This window comes from Bacteroidota bacterium (assembly GCA_034723125.1).
GTDB lineage: Bacteria > Bacteroidota > Bacteroidia > CAILMK01 > JAAYUY01 > JAYEOP01.
On sequence record JAYEOP010000102.1, the window covers coordinates 1 to 17247 of the forward strand.

Annotated in this window: 17 protein-coding genes; 11 read left to right on the forward strand and 6 right to left on the reverse strand. The window is 29.5% G+C overall.

The features are described 5' to 3' along the window. Nucleotides 1–157: 157 nt before the first annotated feature. Nucleotides 158–1615 carry an aminoacyl-histidine dipeptidase gene (locus U9R42_03040; GenBank protein ID MEA3494991.1) on the reverse strand — a complete coding sequence of 486 codons (1458 nt, stop codon included), beginning with the start codon at nucleotides 1613–1615 and terminating at the stop codon, nucleotides 158–160. A gap of 317 nt (nucleotides 1616–1932) precedes the next feature. On the opposite strand from U9R42_03040, the gene U9R42_03045 reads away from it, so the two are divergent. From U9R42_03045 to U9R42_03060, 4 genes are all read left to right on the forward strand, one after another. Then, nucleotides 1933–2217: a hypothetical protein gene (locus tag U9R42_03045; GenBank protein ID MEA3494992.1), complete on the forward strand. Its 285-nt coding sequence runs from the start codon at nucleotides 1933–1935 to the stop codon at nucleotides 2215–2217. Further along, nucleotides 2172–2807, forward strand: coding sequence for a nucleotidyl transferase AbiEii/AbiGii toxin family protein (locus U9R42_03050; GenBank protein ID MEA3494993.1), 636 nt, complete (start codon nucleotides 2172–2174; stop codon nucleotides 2805–2807). Before U9R42_03045 ends, U9R42_03050 begins: the two co-directional genes overlap by 46 nt. 108 nt (nucleotides 2808–2915) lie before the next feature. Continuing rightward, entirely contained in the window at nucleotides 2916–4010 is a 1095-nt protein-coding gene (gene ychF / locus U9R42_03055) for a redox-regulated ATPase YchF (GenBank protein ID MEA3494994.1), read from the forward strand. A 22-nt stretch (nucleotides 4011–4032) separates the two neighbouring features. Then, a complete protein-coding gene (locus tag U9R42_03060; GenBank protein MEA3494995.1) occupies nucleotides 4033–5580 on the forward strand; it encodes a glycine--tRNA ligase in 1548 nt (515 codons plus the stop codon). Between the two features lie 5 nt (nucleotides 5581–5585). Here the strand turns inward: U9R42_03060 and rfbA are convergent, their stop codons facing one another. The 4 genes from rfbA to U9R42_03080 form a co-directional block, all read right to left on the reverse strand. Further along, the gene (gene rfbA, locus U9R42_03065) at nucleotides 5586–6467 is read right to left on the reverse strand and encodes a glucose-1-phosphate thymidylyltransferase RfbA (protein MEA3494996.1); all 882 of its coding nucleotides are present in this window, start codon (nucleotides 6465–6467) and stop codon (nucleotides 5586–5588) included. Nucleotides 6468–6524: 57 nt separating this feature from the next. Then, a complete protein-coding gene (gene rfbB, locus U9R42_03070) occupies nucleotides 6525–7568 on the reverse strand; it encodes a dTDP-glucose 4,6-dehydratase (protein MEA3494997.1) in 1044 nt (347 codons plus the stop codon). A gap of 12 nt (nucleotides 7569–7580) precedes the next feature. Then, nucleotides 7581–8540, reverse strand: a complete 960-nt coding sequence (locus tag U9R42_03075) for a UDP-glucuronic acid decarboxylase family protein (protein ID MEA3494998.1) — start codon at nucleotides 8538–8540, stop codon at nucleotides 7581–7583. Nucleotides 8541–8655: 115 nt separating this feature from the next. Further along, a complete protein-coding gene (locus U9R42_03080; protein MEA3494999.1) occupies nucleotides 8656–9969 on the reverse strand; it encodes a UDP-glucose/GDP-mannose dehydrogenase family protein in 1314 nt (437 codons plus the stop codon). A gap of 90 nt (nucleotides 9970–10059) precedes the next feature. Between U9R42_03080 and U9R42_03085 the strand changes: the two genes are divergently transcribed. The 3 genes from U9R42_03085 to U9R42_03095 all read left to right on the forward strand — a co-directional run bounded on the left by U9R42_03085 (nucleotide 10060) and on the right by U9R42_03095 (nucleotide 13454). Then, nucleotides 10060–10830 carry a hypothetical protein gene (locus U9R42_03085; protein MEA3495000.1) on the forward strand — a complete coding sequence of 257 codons (771 nt, stop codon included), beginning with the start codon at nucleotides 10060–10062 and terminating at the stop codon, nucleotides 10828–10830. A 2-nt stretch (nucleotides 10831–10832) separates the two neighbouring features. Further along, entirely contained in the window at nucleotides 10833–12104 is a 1272-nt protein-coding gene (locus tag U9R42_03090; GenBank protein ID MEA3495001.1) for a glycosyltransferase N-terminal domain-containing protein, read from the forward strand. 213 nt (nucleotides 12105–12317) lie between these two features. Continuing rightward, nucleotides 12318–13454 (forward strand): ATP-binding protein, encoded by a 1137-nt coding sequence (locus U9R42_03095; GenBank protein MEA3495002.1) that lies wholly within the window; start codon nucleotides 12318–12320, stop codon nucleotides 13452–13454. A 25-nt stretch (nucleotides 13455–13479) separates the two neighbouring features. On the opposite strand, the gene U9R42_03100 is transcribed toward U9R42_03095, so the two are convergent. Continuing rightward, nucleotides 13480–14331 (reverse strand): 4-hydroxy-3-methylbut-2-enyl diphosphate reductase, encoded by an 852-nt coding sequence (locus U9R42_03100; GenBank protein ID MEA3495003.1) that lies wholly within the window; start codon nucleotides 14329–14331, stop codon nucleotides 13480–13482. A gap of 256 nt (nucleotides 14332–14587) precedes the next feature. Here U9R42_03100 and U9R42_03105 point away from each other — a divergent pair, with 256 nt between their 5' ends. From U9R42_03105 to U9R42_03120, 4 genes are all read left to right on the forward strand, one after another. Then, complete coding sequence (locus tag U9R42_03105; GenBank protein MEA3495004.1) at nucleotides 14588–15058, forward strand: DUF255 domain-containing protein; 471 nt, start codon at nucleotides 14588–14590, stop codon at nucleotides 15056–15058. 12 nt (nucleotides 15059–15070) lie between these two features. Then, nucleotides 15071–15571 (forward strand): DUF255 domain-containing protein, encoded by a 501-nt coding sequence (locus tag U9R42_03110; GenBank protein ID MEA3495005.1) that lies wholly within the window; start codon nucleotides 15071–15073, stop codon nucleotides 15569–15571. A gap of 43 nt (nucleotides 15572–15614) precedes the next feature. After that, nucleotides 15615–17027, forward strand: a complete 1413-nt coding sequence (gene rlmD, locus U9R42_03115) for a 23S rRNA (uracil(1939)-C(5))-methyltransferase RlmD (protein MEA3495006.1) — start codon at nucleotides 15615–15617, stop codon at nucleotides 17025–17027. A 2-nt stretch (nucleotides 17028–17029) separates the two neighbouring features. Continuing rightward, the coding region (locus tag U9R42_03120; protein MEA3495007.1) for a hypothetical protein at nucleotides 17030–17247 on the forward strand (218 nt) is incomplete at its 3' end.

Below are 17247 nucleotides of genomic sequence, written 5' to 3' on the forward strand. Positions count from 1 at the left end.
AATCGAGTAGGCGGCTGATATTCCTTCGTTAAAACTACGGCTAACAAAGTGTAGCTCTCACATTTATCTGCTATAATAAAATGGAAGAAGAAACAATTAAACTATAACTAATCGAATGGCTTGCAAAGCTTAAAGATGTAGAACCTTAATAAAAAAACTAATCCTTAGGCATATTCTCAAGCACATCAAGTAGTAAATCCCAAAACTGCTTAGTATTTATAATATTGATTCTTTCATCAGGAGTATGAGCTCCTTTGATATCAGGACCTATGGAAATCATATCAATACCCGGATACTTTTTACCAATCAAGCCACATTCAAGTCCTGCATGAATTGCTTTAACAGCAGGCTCTTCTTTAAACAATTTAATGTAGGATTTTTTAGTAATCTCTAATATTTCTGATTTTAAATTTGGTTGCCACCCTGGATATCCGTCTGTAGTTTCTACCTCAGCACCTGCAAGTTCAAATGTATTGCTAAGCATTTGTACAATCCAATCCAACTTTGACTCTACAGAACTTCTTTGACTTGTTCCTACAATAATTTCATTATCCATTTTAAGAGTAGCAAGATTTGTTGAAGTTTCAACAAGCTCAGGAATATTCTGACTCCAAGCCATTTCACCATGAGGGCAAATAAACAAAGATTTCAAAAGCATATCCTGTGTATTTTTATCAATTACAAAATCAGGAATGTTTGATTTTTTTACATCAATCTGCAAATCAGGAGCAGTTACAAAAAGTTCGTTTTTAGCAATTGAATTAAATTTATTTACATAATCAATAAATTCACTTTCTTTACCTTCCTTAACAACAACTTTCGCAAAAGCTTCCCGTGGAATTGCGTTTCTCATATTTCCACCATCTATAAATGAAATTCTGATATTAAAATCATCCTTAGCTTCAAATAAAAGTCTGTCTAAAAGTTTTATAGAATTTCCAAATCCTTTATGAATTTCATCACCTGAATGTCCACCTTTTAAGCCTTTAACAGAAATTTCAAAAGCAGTGGATTTTTTCGGAACATTCTCTTTCTCAAATTTAAAATATGCTTTTGTATCTCTTCCTCCTGCACAACCAATAAATAATTCTGCCCAATCTTCGGAATCAAGATTTATTAAAGTTCTACTTTCAAAAAAATCATCTTCTAGTGCAAATGCTCCTGACAAACCTGTTTCTTCATCAACAGTAAAAAGGCATTCAATAGGACCATGCTTTATATCGTCAGCAACTAAAATAGCCATTTGAGTAGCAATTCCAATTCCGTCATCTGCACCTAAAGTTGTTCCTTTTGCTTTCACCCAATCACCGTCAATGTATGGTTTTATTGCATCGGTTGCAAAATCATGTTCAGTATCACTATTTTTTTCACCTACCATATCCAAGTGGCTTTGCAACACAACAGGCTTAACATTTTCATATCCTTTTACGGCAGGCTTGGAAATTAAAATATTTCCAATTTCATCCTTCTTTGCTTGCAATTTGTATTTCTTTGCAAAATCCATTAAGTACTTAATAATCTTTTCCTCTTTCTTAGATGGTCGTGGAATTTTGCAAATTTCTTCAAAATAATTCCAAACAACAGTTGGCTCAAGTTCATTTATAATTTTAGTCATAATTCGCATTTAATAATAAAAATTTTCAACCTTCAAATTTCAAAATAATTATGTTAATAAAGAAGTAAAGGGTACTTAAATAATTATAAAATTAAAAATAGATAGTTTTCTAAGAGGCACTAAGTAGTAACAAAGAAATTAAGAAATATATGGTTCCAAAATTTCGGAATGAAATTTCTTTCGCTTACACAGCTCATGGGAATAAATATGAAAAAAATTGAATATTAAAATAAAATGTTGTAATTTTGGTAAATGTTAATACAATCATTTATATTCAATAGATATAAATAAAATAGCCAATTATGTAATAAAAAACCATGCAATTATCAAAAACACTTTTTTGGGATACAGATATAAATAAGTTAGATTATGAAAAACATGCACGACACATTATTGAACGCGTGTTAATGTACGGAATGTTAAATGATTGGTTTGAAATAAAAAAATATTATGGTATAGAACGAATAAAAGATGAAATCCTACAAATTCGTTACCTCAATAAAGTTACATTAAATTTTTTTAGTCAATATTTTAAAATAGAAAAAAAACAATTCAAATGTTACAATACAGAGCCGTCTATCCAAAAACTTTGGAATTACTAAAAATACTTATGAAATACAAAAGCTTACAAGACTTTTTTCTTGTTGGCGGAACATCATTAGCTTTACAATTAGGTCATCGTATTTCAGTAGATTTAGATTTATTTCTAAATAAAGATTTTGAAACAGTCAATATTTTACAAGAATTAAATACCAATTTAGAATTTAAAATAATTCTACAAAAAGAACAAAATTCATTAACAATAAATGCCAGAAAACAAAATATAAATGACGAATTTGTAAAAATAGATTTTATAAAATATCCATATCCATTAATAAATAAAGTAATCAAATCAGAGGGTTTAAGATTATTATCAATTGAAGACATTATTGCAATGAAATTGTCAGCAATATCAAATCGTGGAGCAAAAAAAGATTTTTACGATATTTATGAATTACTGAAAACTTTTACAATATCGGAAATGTTCAAATTATTTTCAATAAAATTTCCACAAATTGCACATTTCCATGTATTAAAAAGCTTAACATATTTTGAAGATGCCGAATCACAATTTTCTCCATTGACTCTCAATAATACAAAATGGGAACAAGTAAAAACAACAATAGAAAAAAAAGTAAATGAATATCTATAGAACCTCCCTTAATTCAAACCCTCACTTGATATTTTTCCTTATAAATTCAACAGTCAAAGGATTATAATTTATCTTTGCCGTTTAAAAAAAAGACTAAAAATTACAGCAATGGGATTAAAAAGCGGAATTGTAGGCTTACCAAATTCAGGAAAATCATCATTATTTAAAGCATTAACAAGCATTGATGTTAATATTGAAAACTTTCCATACACTACTACCGAATCAAATATAGGAATTGTAAATGTCCCTGACAAACGATTATACAAACTTTCTGAGATTGAAAAACCTCAAAAAACTATTCCCAATACTGTTGACTTTATCGATATTGCCGGGCTTGCAAAAGGTGCAAGTACAGGTGAAGGAATTGGCAATAAATTTCTTGACCAAATCAGGCATTGTGATTCTTTAATTCATATAATTCGTTGTTTTGATAATGATAGTATAATTCATGTAAACAATAAAGTTGACCCTCTAAGTGATAAAGAAGAAGTTGACCTTGAACTACAATTTAAAGACCTTGAATCTGTAGAAAAATTTATTACAAAAAACCAAAAAGTTGCTAAGTCGGGAAATAAAGAAGCTAAATTCATGCTTGACCTTCTTTTAGAAATAAAAAAACAGCTTGAGGATGGTGGTTTTGTAAGGGATATGTCATTTAACAAAGAAGAATTAAAAGCGATTAAAGGTTTTAGTTTTCTTACAAACAAAAGAACTTTATATGTTGCCAATGTAGGCGATTCGGACATTAATACGGGAAATAAATATGTTGAACAATTAAGAGAATCAATTGCTAAGGAAAATTCCGAACTTATTTTTCTTAATGCCAAGCTTGAAGCAGAAATTCAAAGTCTTGAAGAAGAAGAAAAACAAGAATTTATGGAAATGTATGAATTAGCAGAACCCGGAGTAAATAAACTTATTAATTCTGCATACAAACTTCTTGGGTTAATAACATATTTCACTGTTGGTCCAAAAGAAGTAAGAGCATGGTCAACATTAGAAAACAGCACAGCACCACAAGCAGCAGGAGTAATTCATTCCGATTTTGAAAAAGGATTTATCAGAGCTGAAATGATAAAATATGATGATTTTATAAATCTCGGTTCAGAACAAGCATGCAAAGACGCAGCAAAATTCCAGGTAGTAGGAAAAAATTATATTGTGCAAGATGGAGATTTACTACACTTTTTATTCAATGTTTAATTTACAAAAATCATAATCACTAATGGCAAAGAACAATCAAAATGACTTATTTAAAAAAATAATTTCTCATTGTAAAGAATATGGTTACATTTTTCCTTCAAGTGAAATATATGAAGGTTTAAGTGCTGTTTATGATTACGGGCAATACGGTGTAGAGCTAAAAAACAACATAAAAGACTATTGGTGGAAAGCCATGGTTCAGTTGCACGAAAATATTGTAGGTCTTGATTCTGCAATTTTTATGCATCCTGATGTGTGGAAAGCATCAGGGCATGTTGATGGTTTTAGTGATCCATTAATTGACAATAAAGATTCTAAAAAACGCTACAGAGCGGATGAACTAATTGAAGGACAGCTCAATAAATTTGAGCAAAAAATAAATAAAGAAGTCCAAAAAGCAGCAAAACGATTTGGAGAATCTTTTGATGAAGTTCAGTTTAAAGAAACAAATCCAAGAGTTCTATCCAATCAGAAAAAATATGATAATCTAAGAAATCGCTTTGTTAAAGCTCTAAAGGATAACAATCTTGTTGAACTCAAACAAATTATTGTTGACGAGGAGATTGCCTGTCCTATGAGCGGTAGCAGAAACTGGACAGATGTACGTCAGTTTAATTTAATGTTCTCTACTCAAATAGGAGCAACTGCGGAAGGTGCAAATCAAATTTACCTCCGCCCGGAAACAGCACAAGGCATTTTTGTAAACTATCTTAATGTTCAAAAAAGCGGAAGAATGAAGCTTCCTTTTGGAATAGCACAAATCGGAAAAGCTTTTAGGAATGAAATTATTGCTCGTCAATTCATTATCCGAATGAGAGAATTTGAACAAATGGAAATGCAATTTTTTATTCAACCGGGAACTGAAGAAGAATGGTTTAAGTACTGGAAAGAAGCACGAATGAAGTGGCATCATTCACTTGGTATTCCTAAAGAAAAATTTAAATTTCATGAGCATGATAAATTAGCTCATTACGCTAAAGCAGCTTTTGACATTGAATATGAATATCCTATGGGATTTAAAGAACTTGAAGGAATTCATTCAAGAACAGATTTTGACCTTACTCAACATCAGAATTTTACAAAGAAAAAATTACAATATTTTGACCCTGAACGCAACGAAAGTTACATTCCTTATGTTGTTGAAACATCTATTGGATTAGACAGAATGTTTCTTGCAATAATTTCGGATGCTTACACAGAAGAACAACTTGAAAACAACACAACACGAGTAGTTCTTAACCTCCCTCCCTTCCTTGCACCTGTAAAAGTTGCAATTTTACCACTTCTTAAAAAGGATGGACTTGACAAAAAAGCAATGAATATTTTTAATGAGCTTAAATTTCATTTTAATTGTCAGTATGACGAAAAAGATTCAATAGGAAAACGATACAGAAGACAGGATGCCATAGGAACACCTTATGCAATAACAATTGACCATCAGACACTTGAAGACGACACTGTAACATTACGATATCGAACAACAATGAAACAAATAAGAGTTTCGGTAGCTGAATTGGTTGAAGAATTAACTAAAGAAGTTAGTACTGAGAGGGTTTTAAAAAGTTTGTAGGTCTTTTATTTTTTCTGTTCTGCTTCAACTTTCAACATATCAAGAAGGTATTTTCCGTAACCGCTTTTTTTCAATGAATTTGCAATCTTTTTTAATTGCTTATCATCTATGTATCCCATTTTGTATGCAATTTCTTCAATACATGAAATTTTTGTTCCCTGACGTTCCTGCAAAACCTGAACAAATTGTCCTGCTTGCATTAGCGATGTAAAAGTTCCTGTATCAAGCCATGCTGTTCCTCGCCCGAGAACCTTTACTTTAAGATTTCCTCTTTTCAAAAATTCCTTATTTACATCGGTAATTTCATACTCTCCACGTGCTGAAGGTTTTAAATTTTTAGCAATTTCCACAACATCATTATTGTAAAAATACAATCCGGGAACTGCATAGTTAGACTTTGGCTTTAAAGGTTTTTCTTCAAGACTTAAAGCATTCCTATTTTCATCAAATTCAACTACTCCATATCTTTCAGGGTCAGAAACATGATACGCAAAAACATATCCTCCTTCAGGGTCATTACATTGTTGTAATGTTTTAGGCAGTTCGTGTCCGTAAAAAATATTATCCCCAAGCACAAGACAAACTTTATCATTTCCAATAAATTCTTCACCAAGTACAAAAGCCTGAGCAAGACCGTTTGGTACTTCCTGTACTTTATACGAAAAATTGCAACCAATATCAGAACCATCTCCAAGCAAATGCTCAAATTTTGGCAAATCCTCAGGGGTAGAAATAATAAGTATTTCACGAATACCCGATAGCATTAATATTGATAAAGGATAATAAATCATTGGTTTATCGTAAACAGGCATTAACTGCTTACTTACTGCAAGTGTTAAAGGATGCAATCTTGTTCCCGAGCCTCCTGCTAAAATAATTCCTTTCATGAGCTTTTATATTGTTTATTTGTTTATTTGTTTATTCAATAATTTATTCATTTTCTCCTACCCATACTGCTCTTTGTAATATTTTTGATAATCACCTGAGATTATATTTTCCATCCATTCTTCATTTTCCAAATACCAATCTACAGTTTTTTCAAGACCATCTTCAAAGACTAATGAAGGTTTCCACCCAAGATCATTTTCAATTTTTGTCGGATCAATAGCGTATCTTAGGTCATGCCCTGCTCTATCTTTTACAAAAGTAATAAGTTTTTCTGATTCGCCTTCTGCCCTATTGAGTTTTTTATCAATAATTTTACAAAGAAGCTTTACAATATCAATGTTTTTCCATTCATTTTTTCCACCAATATTGTAAGTTTCGCCTACTTTACCTTCATGAAAAATAGTATCAATAGCTGAAGCATGGTCTTTCACCCAAAGCCAATCTCTAACATTTAGCCCTTTGCCATAAACAGGTAATGATTTTTTATTTTTTAGATTATTAATCATTAGAGGAAGTAATTTTTCAGGAAATTGATTTGGACCATAATTATTTGAGCAATTTGATATTTTTACCGGAATTCCAAATGTATGAAAATAAGCCCTAACGATATGGTCGGAACTTGCCTTTGAAGCCGAATAAGGTGAACGGGGATCATAAGCTGTTGTTTCTTTGAACATTCCTGTTTCTCCAAGACTACCATAAACTTCATCTGTAGAAACGTGATAAAAAATATGTTCTTTATTTTCACCCCAAATATCTTTAGCAGAGTTCAATAAATTTAATGTTCCTACAATATTTGTTTCAATAAATTCATTTGGATTCGTAATAGACCTGTCAACATGAGATTCTGCGGCAAGATGAATTACCGAATCAAATTTTTCTTTTTCAAAAAGCTCGGAAATAAAATTCCGGTCAACAATATCTCCTTTTACAAAAGTATAATTCGGAGCATTTTCAACATCAGTAATATTTTTTAAATTTCCTGCATAAGTAAGTTTATCAAGATTGTAAATATGGTAATCTTTGTATTTATTTACAAACAATCTTACAAGATGAGAACCGATAAAACCCGCACCACCTGTTATTAGTATTTTCTTCATTAATATTTTCTTTTATTTAAAATTCTCTAATGTTTTAAAATAATCAATAGTTATTTTTAATCCTTCCTTACGGTCAACCTTTGGTTCCCAACCAAGTAATTTTCTTGCTTTAGTAATATTAGGTTTTCTTTGTTTAGGATCATCAGCAGGTAATTCTTTTGTAATAACTTTTGATTTTGAATTAGTAAGCTTAATAATTTCTTTAGCAAAATCCATAATTGATATTTCGGAAGGATTACCAATATTCACAGGATAATTATAGTTACTCATAAGCAATTTATAAATTCCGTCAACCTGATCGTCAATGTAACAAAAAGACCTTGTTTGACTTCCATCACCAAAAACAGTAATATCTTCATTATTAAAAGCTTGTCCTATAAATGCGGGCAATGCTCTTCCGTCATTTAATCTCATTCTTGGTCCGTAAGTATTAAAAATTCTAACAATTCTTGTATCCAATCTATGGAATGTATGGTATGCCATAGTAATAGCTTCCATAAATCGCTTTGCTTCGTCATAAACTCCGCGAGGACCAATAGGATTTACATTCCCCCAGTACTCTTCGATTTGTGGATGGATTAAAGGATCGCCATAAACCTCAGAAGTAGAAGCAATTAGTAGTCTTGCTTTTTTGGCAAGAGCCAAACCTAGTAAGTTATGAGTTCCTAAAGAACCAACTTTTAATGTTTGAATTGGCATTTTTAAATAATCAATGGGACTGGCAGGTGAAGCAAAATGAAGAATATAATCTAAATCACCGGGAACATGAACAAATGTACTAACATCATGATAATAAAATGTAAATTCTTTTAATTTAAAAAGATGAGAAATATTATCTATGTTTCCGGTTAAGAGGTTATCCATTCCCACTACATCAAAACCTTCATTTATAAATTTATCACACAGATGTGAACCGATAAATCCGGCTGCACCCGTAATAAGTACTTTTTTTCTTTTTAAACCTTCTTTCATAATATTAATTTTTTATTTTTAACTGTCTTTATAAAAAAATTACACAAACAAATTTTATTTGTATTTTTTGAATAACGGTAGGAAGATTTTCTTCCTACCGTTTTAATAAAAAAATCTATTTTAGAGTATTGTTTCTACCGATTGAAAAATAATCAAACCCAAGTTCTTTCAATTCTTCATGGTCGTAAAGATTCCTACCGTCAAATATTACTTTGTTTTTTAAGTTTACAGCAATTTTTCCAAAACTTGGATTTCTAAATGCCTGCCATTCTGTTACAACGAGTAAACAATCAGCATCTTTCAAAACATCATATTGTTTTACTTCATAAGAAATTTTATCACCAATAAGAGCTTTTACATTATCCATAGCTTCAGGATCATGGGCAATAATTTCAGCACCTTCTTCAATTAATTTATCAATAATATACAATGCAGATGCTTCTCTAATATCATCGGTATTTGCTTTAAAAGCAAGACCCCACATTGCTATTTTTTTACCTTTTAAACTACCGCCAAAATATTCCTTCATTCTTGGAACAATAATAGTTTTTTGTATCTGATTAATCTTCATAACGGCTTTAAGAATTTCAAAATCATAACCATTTTGATTTGCTGTTTTCGATAATGCTTGTACATCTTTAGGGAAACAACTACCTCCATATCCGATTCCTGAATATAAGAAATGTTTTCCCACTCTCACATCTGAGCCAATACCACGTCTTACATGGTCAACATTTGCACCAACAATATCACACAGATTAGCAATTTCATTCATAAAAGTAATTTTTGTAGCAAGGAATGAATTTGCTGCATATTTTGTCATTTCCGAAGATTTTTCATCCATAAAAACAATTGGATTACCTGACCTTACAAATGGCTTGTATAAACTATTTATTAGTTCACGAGCCTTCTCCGATCTTGTACCAATAACAATTCTATCGGGCTTCATAAAATCATCAACAGCAAAGCCTTCTTTTAAAAATTCAGGGTTTGAAACAACATCAAATTCCACATTACAATTTTCTAATAATTTTGCTTTTACTTTATCTGCTGTTCCAACGGGTACTGTACTTTTATTTACAATAACCGTATAATCTTTTAGCATAGGTCCCAACTCACCTGCAACATCAAGTACAAAGTGAAGGTCGGCAGAACCATCTGCACCCGGAGGTGTGGGCAAAGCAAGGAAAATTATTTTTGCTCCTTCAATTCCTTCTTTTAAACTTGTTGTAAAATCAATTTTTTCTTGTTCAATATTTCTTTTAAAAAGAACTTCAAGTCCTGGTTCATAAATAGGAATAATCCCTTTTCTCATATTCTCTACTTTTTTTTCATCAATATCCACACATGTAACATGATTTCCCGATTCTGCGAAACAAGTACCTGTTACTAATCCTACGTAACCTGTTCCAATAACTGCTATTTTCATAATAATAATTTTAGTTTAAAATAATTTAGAGTAAAATACAATTTAATATCATTAGTTTTGCATAAAAAACAAAATCGAATATACAGTGCCATGATAAGAAAATGCAAATTAATATTACTTTTATTATTTTTTTCTTTTCAAGTTTTTTATTTGAATGCTCAAACAAGCATTAGAGATTCTTCAATAAACATGTCAATTATAGGACTCAATTATTCTCTTTATCAAACAGATAAAGACATGGGTAACAGCTTTGGGTTAACATCAATGAGCGGTATCTCTTACTCTTTTAAATTTAGTAATAATTTTATTCTATCAGCCTCATTTGATTTTCTTTTTGGTTCCGATGTTAAAGAAGATGATATTTTAGATGAACTAAAAACATCAAAAGGATATTTGCTCAATAGTCAAGGATTGATGGAACCAATTGCTCTTGAAGAAAGAGGATATTTTACTTCATTTAAAATCGGCAAACTATTTCCTGTGCTTAGTGTAAACCCAAATTCAGGAATATTTGTTAACATTGGAGCTGGATTTATTCAACACAAAATTTTTTTTAATTACAACCAAAACTACATTGACCTTCCTCAAATTCAAGGTGATTATTTAAAAGGATATGACAGACTCACTAACGGACTTGCTCTTAGTCAGGAAATTGGATATTATCATTTTGCTAACAACAACTTAGGTAGTTTTCATTTTGCTTTTACTGTTATTGAGGGTTTTACTCAAAATCGTAGAGATTGGAATTTTGATGAATTTTCAAAAGATACTAAAAAAAGACTTGACCTTCTTTACGGTTTTAAAATAGGACTTGACATACCCGTTTATAATCGCGTACCAGATGATTTTTATATATATTAAATATGAATAAAATAATTGACAGCATAACACTTTTGCTTTACAATATATTTTTAAAAGGATATTTCCTCTTTGTATTAATAGCATCCATTTGGAATAAAAAAGCTAAACAATGGATTGCAGGAAGAAAGAATATTTTTCAAAAAATAGAAGAAGCAAAATTAACTCACAAAAAAAATATTTGGATGCACGTAGCATCACTTGGAGAGTTTGAACAAGGTCGTCCAATAATAGAATTACTAAAAAAACAATACCCTGATTACAAAATAATTCTTAGCTTTTTTTCACCCTCAGGTTTTGAGATAAGAAAAGATTATGAATTTGCCGACCATATTTTTTATTTGCCTCATGACGGAAAAAAAAATTCAAGAAAATTTATTGAACTAATAAATCCAAAGATTGCAATATTTGTTAAATACGATTTTTGGTACTGGTATTTTAAAAATCTCCACAAAAAAAATATCCCTTTAATACTTGTTTCTTCAATTTTTAAAAAAGAACAATTATTTTTTAAAAAATTCACTGGAATATTTAAGCGTATCCTACTTTATGTTAATTACTTTTTTGTTCAGGATACTCCATCAAAACAACTATTAAACAAATACGGATATAAAAATGTAAGTGTAATTCCCGATACAAGAATAGACAGAGTTAATCAAATTTGTAATGAAGCAGGGAAAAAGGAAATAGAACTAATTGAAAAATTCAAAAACAAAGAACAATTACTAATTGTAGGTTCTTCCTACGAAACAGAAGAAAAATATATTCACAAATTAATTTCATCAAGCACCTTTAAAGGCAAAGTAATTCTTGCTCCTCACAAAATTGATGAAAAGCATATTTCTTTTATAAAAAATCTTTTTGGTAATGAAGCATTATTTTGGTCAGAGGTAAAAGACAACAAAAAAATTGATACGAACAAACAAATTTTTGTAATAAATACAATCGGGTTATTACAATACCTTTATCAATATGCTGACATTGCAATAATTGGAGGTGGTTTCAACAAAAGTATTCACAACACTCTTGAACCTGCAACTTTCGGAATTCCAATAATTTTTGGACCAAATAGTCATGAAAATTTTAACGAAGCGATTAAGTTAATAAAATTAAAAGGAGCATTTTTAATTAATAACTACGAAGACTTGAAATCAACAATCAGTTATTTACAAAAAGAAAAAAATATTTTAGAATCAGGGGAAATTTGCAAAAATTTCATCAAAGATAATACAGGTGGTTCAGCAAAAGTTGTTTCTTTTATTTCCAAATATTTATAAGTCTTTTTAAAAAAACAAGGCACAATTCATATACTACTGATTACCTTGACTCTAATTACATTCCACCAAATACAACCTACACATTTAGCGTGAATTTTGCAGGTTTACCGACAATACTAACGTGAATTTTGCAGGTTTACCAACAATATTAACGTGAATTTTGCAGGTTTATGAAATTATTTTATTTATATTTGCATAAAAATATATAATATCATGGCAACACTTACACGAATTATTAGAGATAAAATAATTGAGAAAATTAAAAAATTCAACAAGATTATTGTCATTTATGGTGCAAGACAAGTAGGGAAAACCACCCTTGTAAAACAGATTGTAGAAAATCTGAATTATAAAACCATTTGGATAAATGCTGACCAATCAAAATATATAGAAGTATTATCCAGTAAAGATCTTAATAAATTAAAGTTACTTGTAGAAAATTACGAATTACTGATAATTGATGAAGCCCAAAGAATCCCTGACATTGGAATAAATTTAAAAATACTTCACGATGAAATTAAGAATCTAAAAATTATTGTTACTGGTTCTTCTTCATTTGACCTTGCTCAAAAAGTAACTGAACCACTAACAGGAAGAAAATACGTATTAAAACTTTTACCATTTTCAATCAATGAAATGCTAACTGAACTCAATAAATTTGAACTCAATAATAAAATTGAAGAAATTATTATTTATGGTTCATATCCTGAAATTTATAAAAGACAAAATTACAAAGAAAAAGAAGACTTACTTTATGAAATTGGCAACTCTTATCTTTTTAAAGATATAATTGAACTGAATAATATTCGCTTTACACGAAAACTCAATGACCTATTAAAATTACTGTCCTTTCAAATCGGTTCAGAAGCATCTATAAATGAGTTAGCAAGCAAACTTAAACTGAATCGGGAATCAGTTGAGAAATATATTGAATTACTTGAAAAATCTTTTATAATTTTCAGACTCTCAGCTTTTAATAGGAATTTAAGAAAAGAAGTCAGTAAAATGGATAAATTCTATTTTTATGACCTTGGCATAAGAAATATGTTAATCAATAATTTCAATTCGTTCAATAACCGTAATGACATTGGACAATTATGGGAAAATTTTATAATTTCAGAAAGAATTAAACAACTATCATTTAGCGAGATTCATGCTTCCAAATATTTTTGGAGAACATATACCGGAGCGGAGCTCGATTATATTGAAGAAAAAAACGGACAACTAAATGCCTATGAAATAAAATTCAACAAAGGCAAAGTACGAATACCTAAAACATGGCTTGAAACATATAATAATTCCACTTTTAAATTAATTAATAATGATAATTATTTTGATTTTCTTACTTGATATTAACAGCAAGAAGTAACATTAGTTAAAAATCCTCCAAAGCTCGCTTTACTTTATTAATTAACCATACGGGTGTTGATGTAGCACCGGAAATACCTACTTTTTCATTTTTATTAAACCACGATTTTTTCAACTCATCAGTATCGGTAATAAAAAAAGTATTAGGATTGTGATTTTTACTAACTCCAAATAAAACCTTAGCATTTGAAGAATTTCTTCCTGCTACAAAAACAATTTTATCATTTCTCTTTGCAAAATCTTTTAGTTCGTATTTTCTATTAACCACTTGGGTACAAATTGTATTATGAAAATCTACAACAACTTCTTTTTTCAAAAGAAATTCTTTTATTTCATAAAACTCATCAACATCTTTAGTTGTTTGACTTAGCAGTATCATTCGTTGAGGGATTTCTATTTTTTTCAATTCATCCAAACTACTAAAAATCACAGCTTCATTTTTTATTTGTCCATTTAAGCCAATAATCTCAGGATGATTTTTATTGCCAAAAATAAAAATTGGAAGTGATAATTTTTTCAACTCAATTAATTTCTTTTGCAGTTTATTTACAATTATACAAGTTGCATTTATCAATTTAATATTATTTTCTTTTGCAGTAGTAAAAGTTTCAGGAGGTTCACCATGTGCACGCAAAAGAACAGTTTCGTTTTTTAGTTTTTTATATTCATCATTATGAATTGTAAGCATACCTAAATTTTCAAGGCGTTGTATCTCCATTTTATTATGAACAATACTACCGAGGCAATAAAGTTTATCATTTTTTTTCAAGTATTCTTCTGCAATTCCTATTGCATTTACAACCCCAAAGCAAAACCCTGACTTTTTGTCAACTTCTATTTTCAACGAAAGAGCTGTCATAACAATTGTTTATTTTATTACAAAAATATAAAATTATTTCAGTTTTAAATAGTGTCTCTTAGAAAACTCTACAAAATTAAAAATAGATTTTTTCTAAGAGGCACTAAATAAACAATCAAACAAAATTGTTTTACAAAAAAAATTCTTTTATATTGAAAAATATATATATGTATTACTTTTGCAAAACAAATTTATCCAATTAAATACTTAATGGAATAATATTTGTAAAATAGAGCTAAAAAATCTAAATTAAATTATGAGAACAGTAACACTAATTATTACCTTCATACTTTTTTCCCTAAGTTTCCAAACAAAAGCACAAGACCAAATAAAATGGTTAGACTGGAATGAAGGATATCCAAAAGCAGTAAAATCTGACAAAATACTTTTAATTGACTTATACACAGAGTGGTGTAAGTGGTGTAAAGTTATGGATGATAAAACTTATTCCCAACAAAATATTATTCAAGCAGTAAACAAAGACTTTATTCCTGTAAAATTCAACCCTGAGATTAAAGGGAAAAAATATAAAATTGGTAATAAAGAATTTGGAGGAAGAGAACTTTATTCAATGTTAATTCAAAATCAAAGAGCAGGATATCCTACGACAGTTTTTCTTTTTGTAAATGAAAGGAAAGTATATCTTCAACCTGGATATCAGAACCCTGAAAACTTTCAAAAAATATTAACTTCTTTCAGCGATCTAAAGAAGCAAGCATCAAAGTAATAAATTATCTAAATGATGACAAGCAAAGCAATAATAATCACACTTTCAATTCTTTTTTTTAGTAATCTTGCTTTTTCACAAGATAACAAATCAATAAAATGGTATAGTTGGGAAGAGGGTTATAAAATTGCTAAAAAAGAAAATAAAATTCTTATTGTTGACTTGGTTACAGACAATTGTCCGTTTTGCAAAAAAATGGAAAAATCTACTTACACAAATAAAAAGGTCGTTAAAACTATAAATGAAAGTTTTGTTGCAGTAATGTTCAATCCAGAAAGTGCAAAAAATAAAGATAAAACTTTTAGCCTCAATGGGAAACAACTTACAAGCATTCAGCTTTTAGCATGTTTAACAAATAATTCAACCTTATCAAACGAACCTAAAATCGGTTACCCCACAACATCTTTTCTTTTCACAAAGGATCATGAAGTTTATTTTGAGACTGGATATCAAGATGCTTCTATTTTTAAGTACATGCTTAAAAGCTGTTTGAAAATACAGGAAACAAAATAAAAGTCATTTCACTTTACATCGCCCCATTGAATTATTATAAGAAATGGATAAACATCTCAGGAAAAAAGAAATTTTCAAAAATATTGAAATAATTGATTTAGGTGCAAAAGGAAAAGGTATTGCCAAAATTAATAACAAAGTTGTTTTTATTGACAAAACAATTCCCGGAGATATTGTAAACATTCAAATATTTGGAAAAAAGAAAGGCTACTTTTCTGCAAATATTCTTGATTTTGTTCAGTTATCGCAAAAACGTACTAAGGCAGTCTGTAATCATTTTAACCTTTGTGGTGGATGCAAAATTCAGAACATGAAATATAGTGAGCAACTTTTGCACAAACAAAAAATTGTTTTTGATAGCCTCACACGTATTGGCAAAGTTGAAAATCCTGAAATATTAGAAATAATTGGTTCTGAAAAAACTGAATTTTATCGCAACAAACTTGATTTTTCATTTTCTAATAAAAGATGGCTCACTGAGAAAGAAATAAAAGAAGACAAAGATTTTAACAGAAATGGATTAGGCTTTCATATTCCCGGAAGATTTGATAAAATTGTTGATATTGAAAAATGCTATCTCCTTGCCGAGCCATCAAACAAAATCAGAAATGAAACAAGGAAATATGCTATTGAAAATAATCTTAGTTTTTATGACACTATTGCTACAAGCGGATTATTACGAAACCTTGTAATTAGAATTTCATCAATTGGAGAAATCATGGTTAATGTTGTTTTTGGAGAAAATAATATTAAAGAAATTACTAATTTATTAAATCATATTGTCAAGTCTTTTCCTGAGATAACTTCAGTTTTTTATATGATAAATCTTAAAAAGAACGATTCTCTTTACGACATTGAACCTAAACATTTTTCAGGAAGCACGCATATCAAAGAAAAAATTGAGCATATTGAAATTCTTCTTGGTCCAAAATCATTTTCTCAAACAAATTCATTTCAAGCAATTAACTTGTACAATGTAGTGCGTGATTTTGCAAATATCAAAAAAACAGACATTGTTTATGACCTTTATTCAGGTGTAGGAAGTATAGGTTTATTCCTTGCAGAAAAAGCAAAAAAAATTATTGGAATTGAAACTGTTGATGAATCGGTTATCGAAGCTGATATCAATAAAGCAAATAATAATATTAAAAATGCAACATTTCATTCAGGAATTGTTGAAAATATTCTTGACGATAATTTCATTAGCGATAATGGAAAAGCTGACATAATTATTGTTGACCCGCCAAGAGCAGGACTTCACAAAAAGGTTATTCCTGTTATTAAAAAATCGGGAGCGAAAAAAATTATTTATGTAAGTTGCAATCCTGCAACACAAGCAAGAGATATTGAGCTGTTAAGTTCTGATTATACTTTTATTAAATCACAGCCTGTTGACATGTTTCCCCACACACTTCATGTTGAAAATGTAGCACTTTTAATTCTGAAAAATAATTAATTATGGATGCTCAAGAGATTCTTAAAAACTTAGAAAAAGACTTAAAATATTATAACGATTCAATTAAAGAAGTTGCTTATGAAGTTTTATCAAGCAAAATTTCAAAATATCCTATCTTTATTGCCCACCAACATGAAGTAAAAATAGGTGAAGTAATTCTAAACAAAGATGATTTTGAAAAGAATTGGACTATAAATGCAACTACTGTTGAAGAACTAAT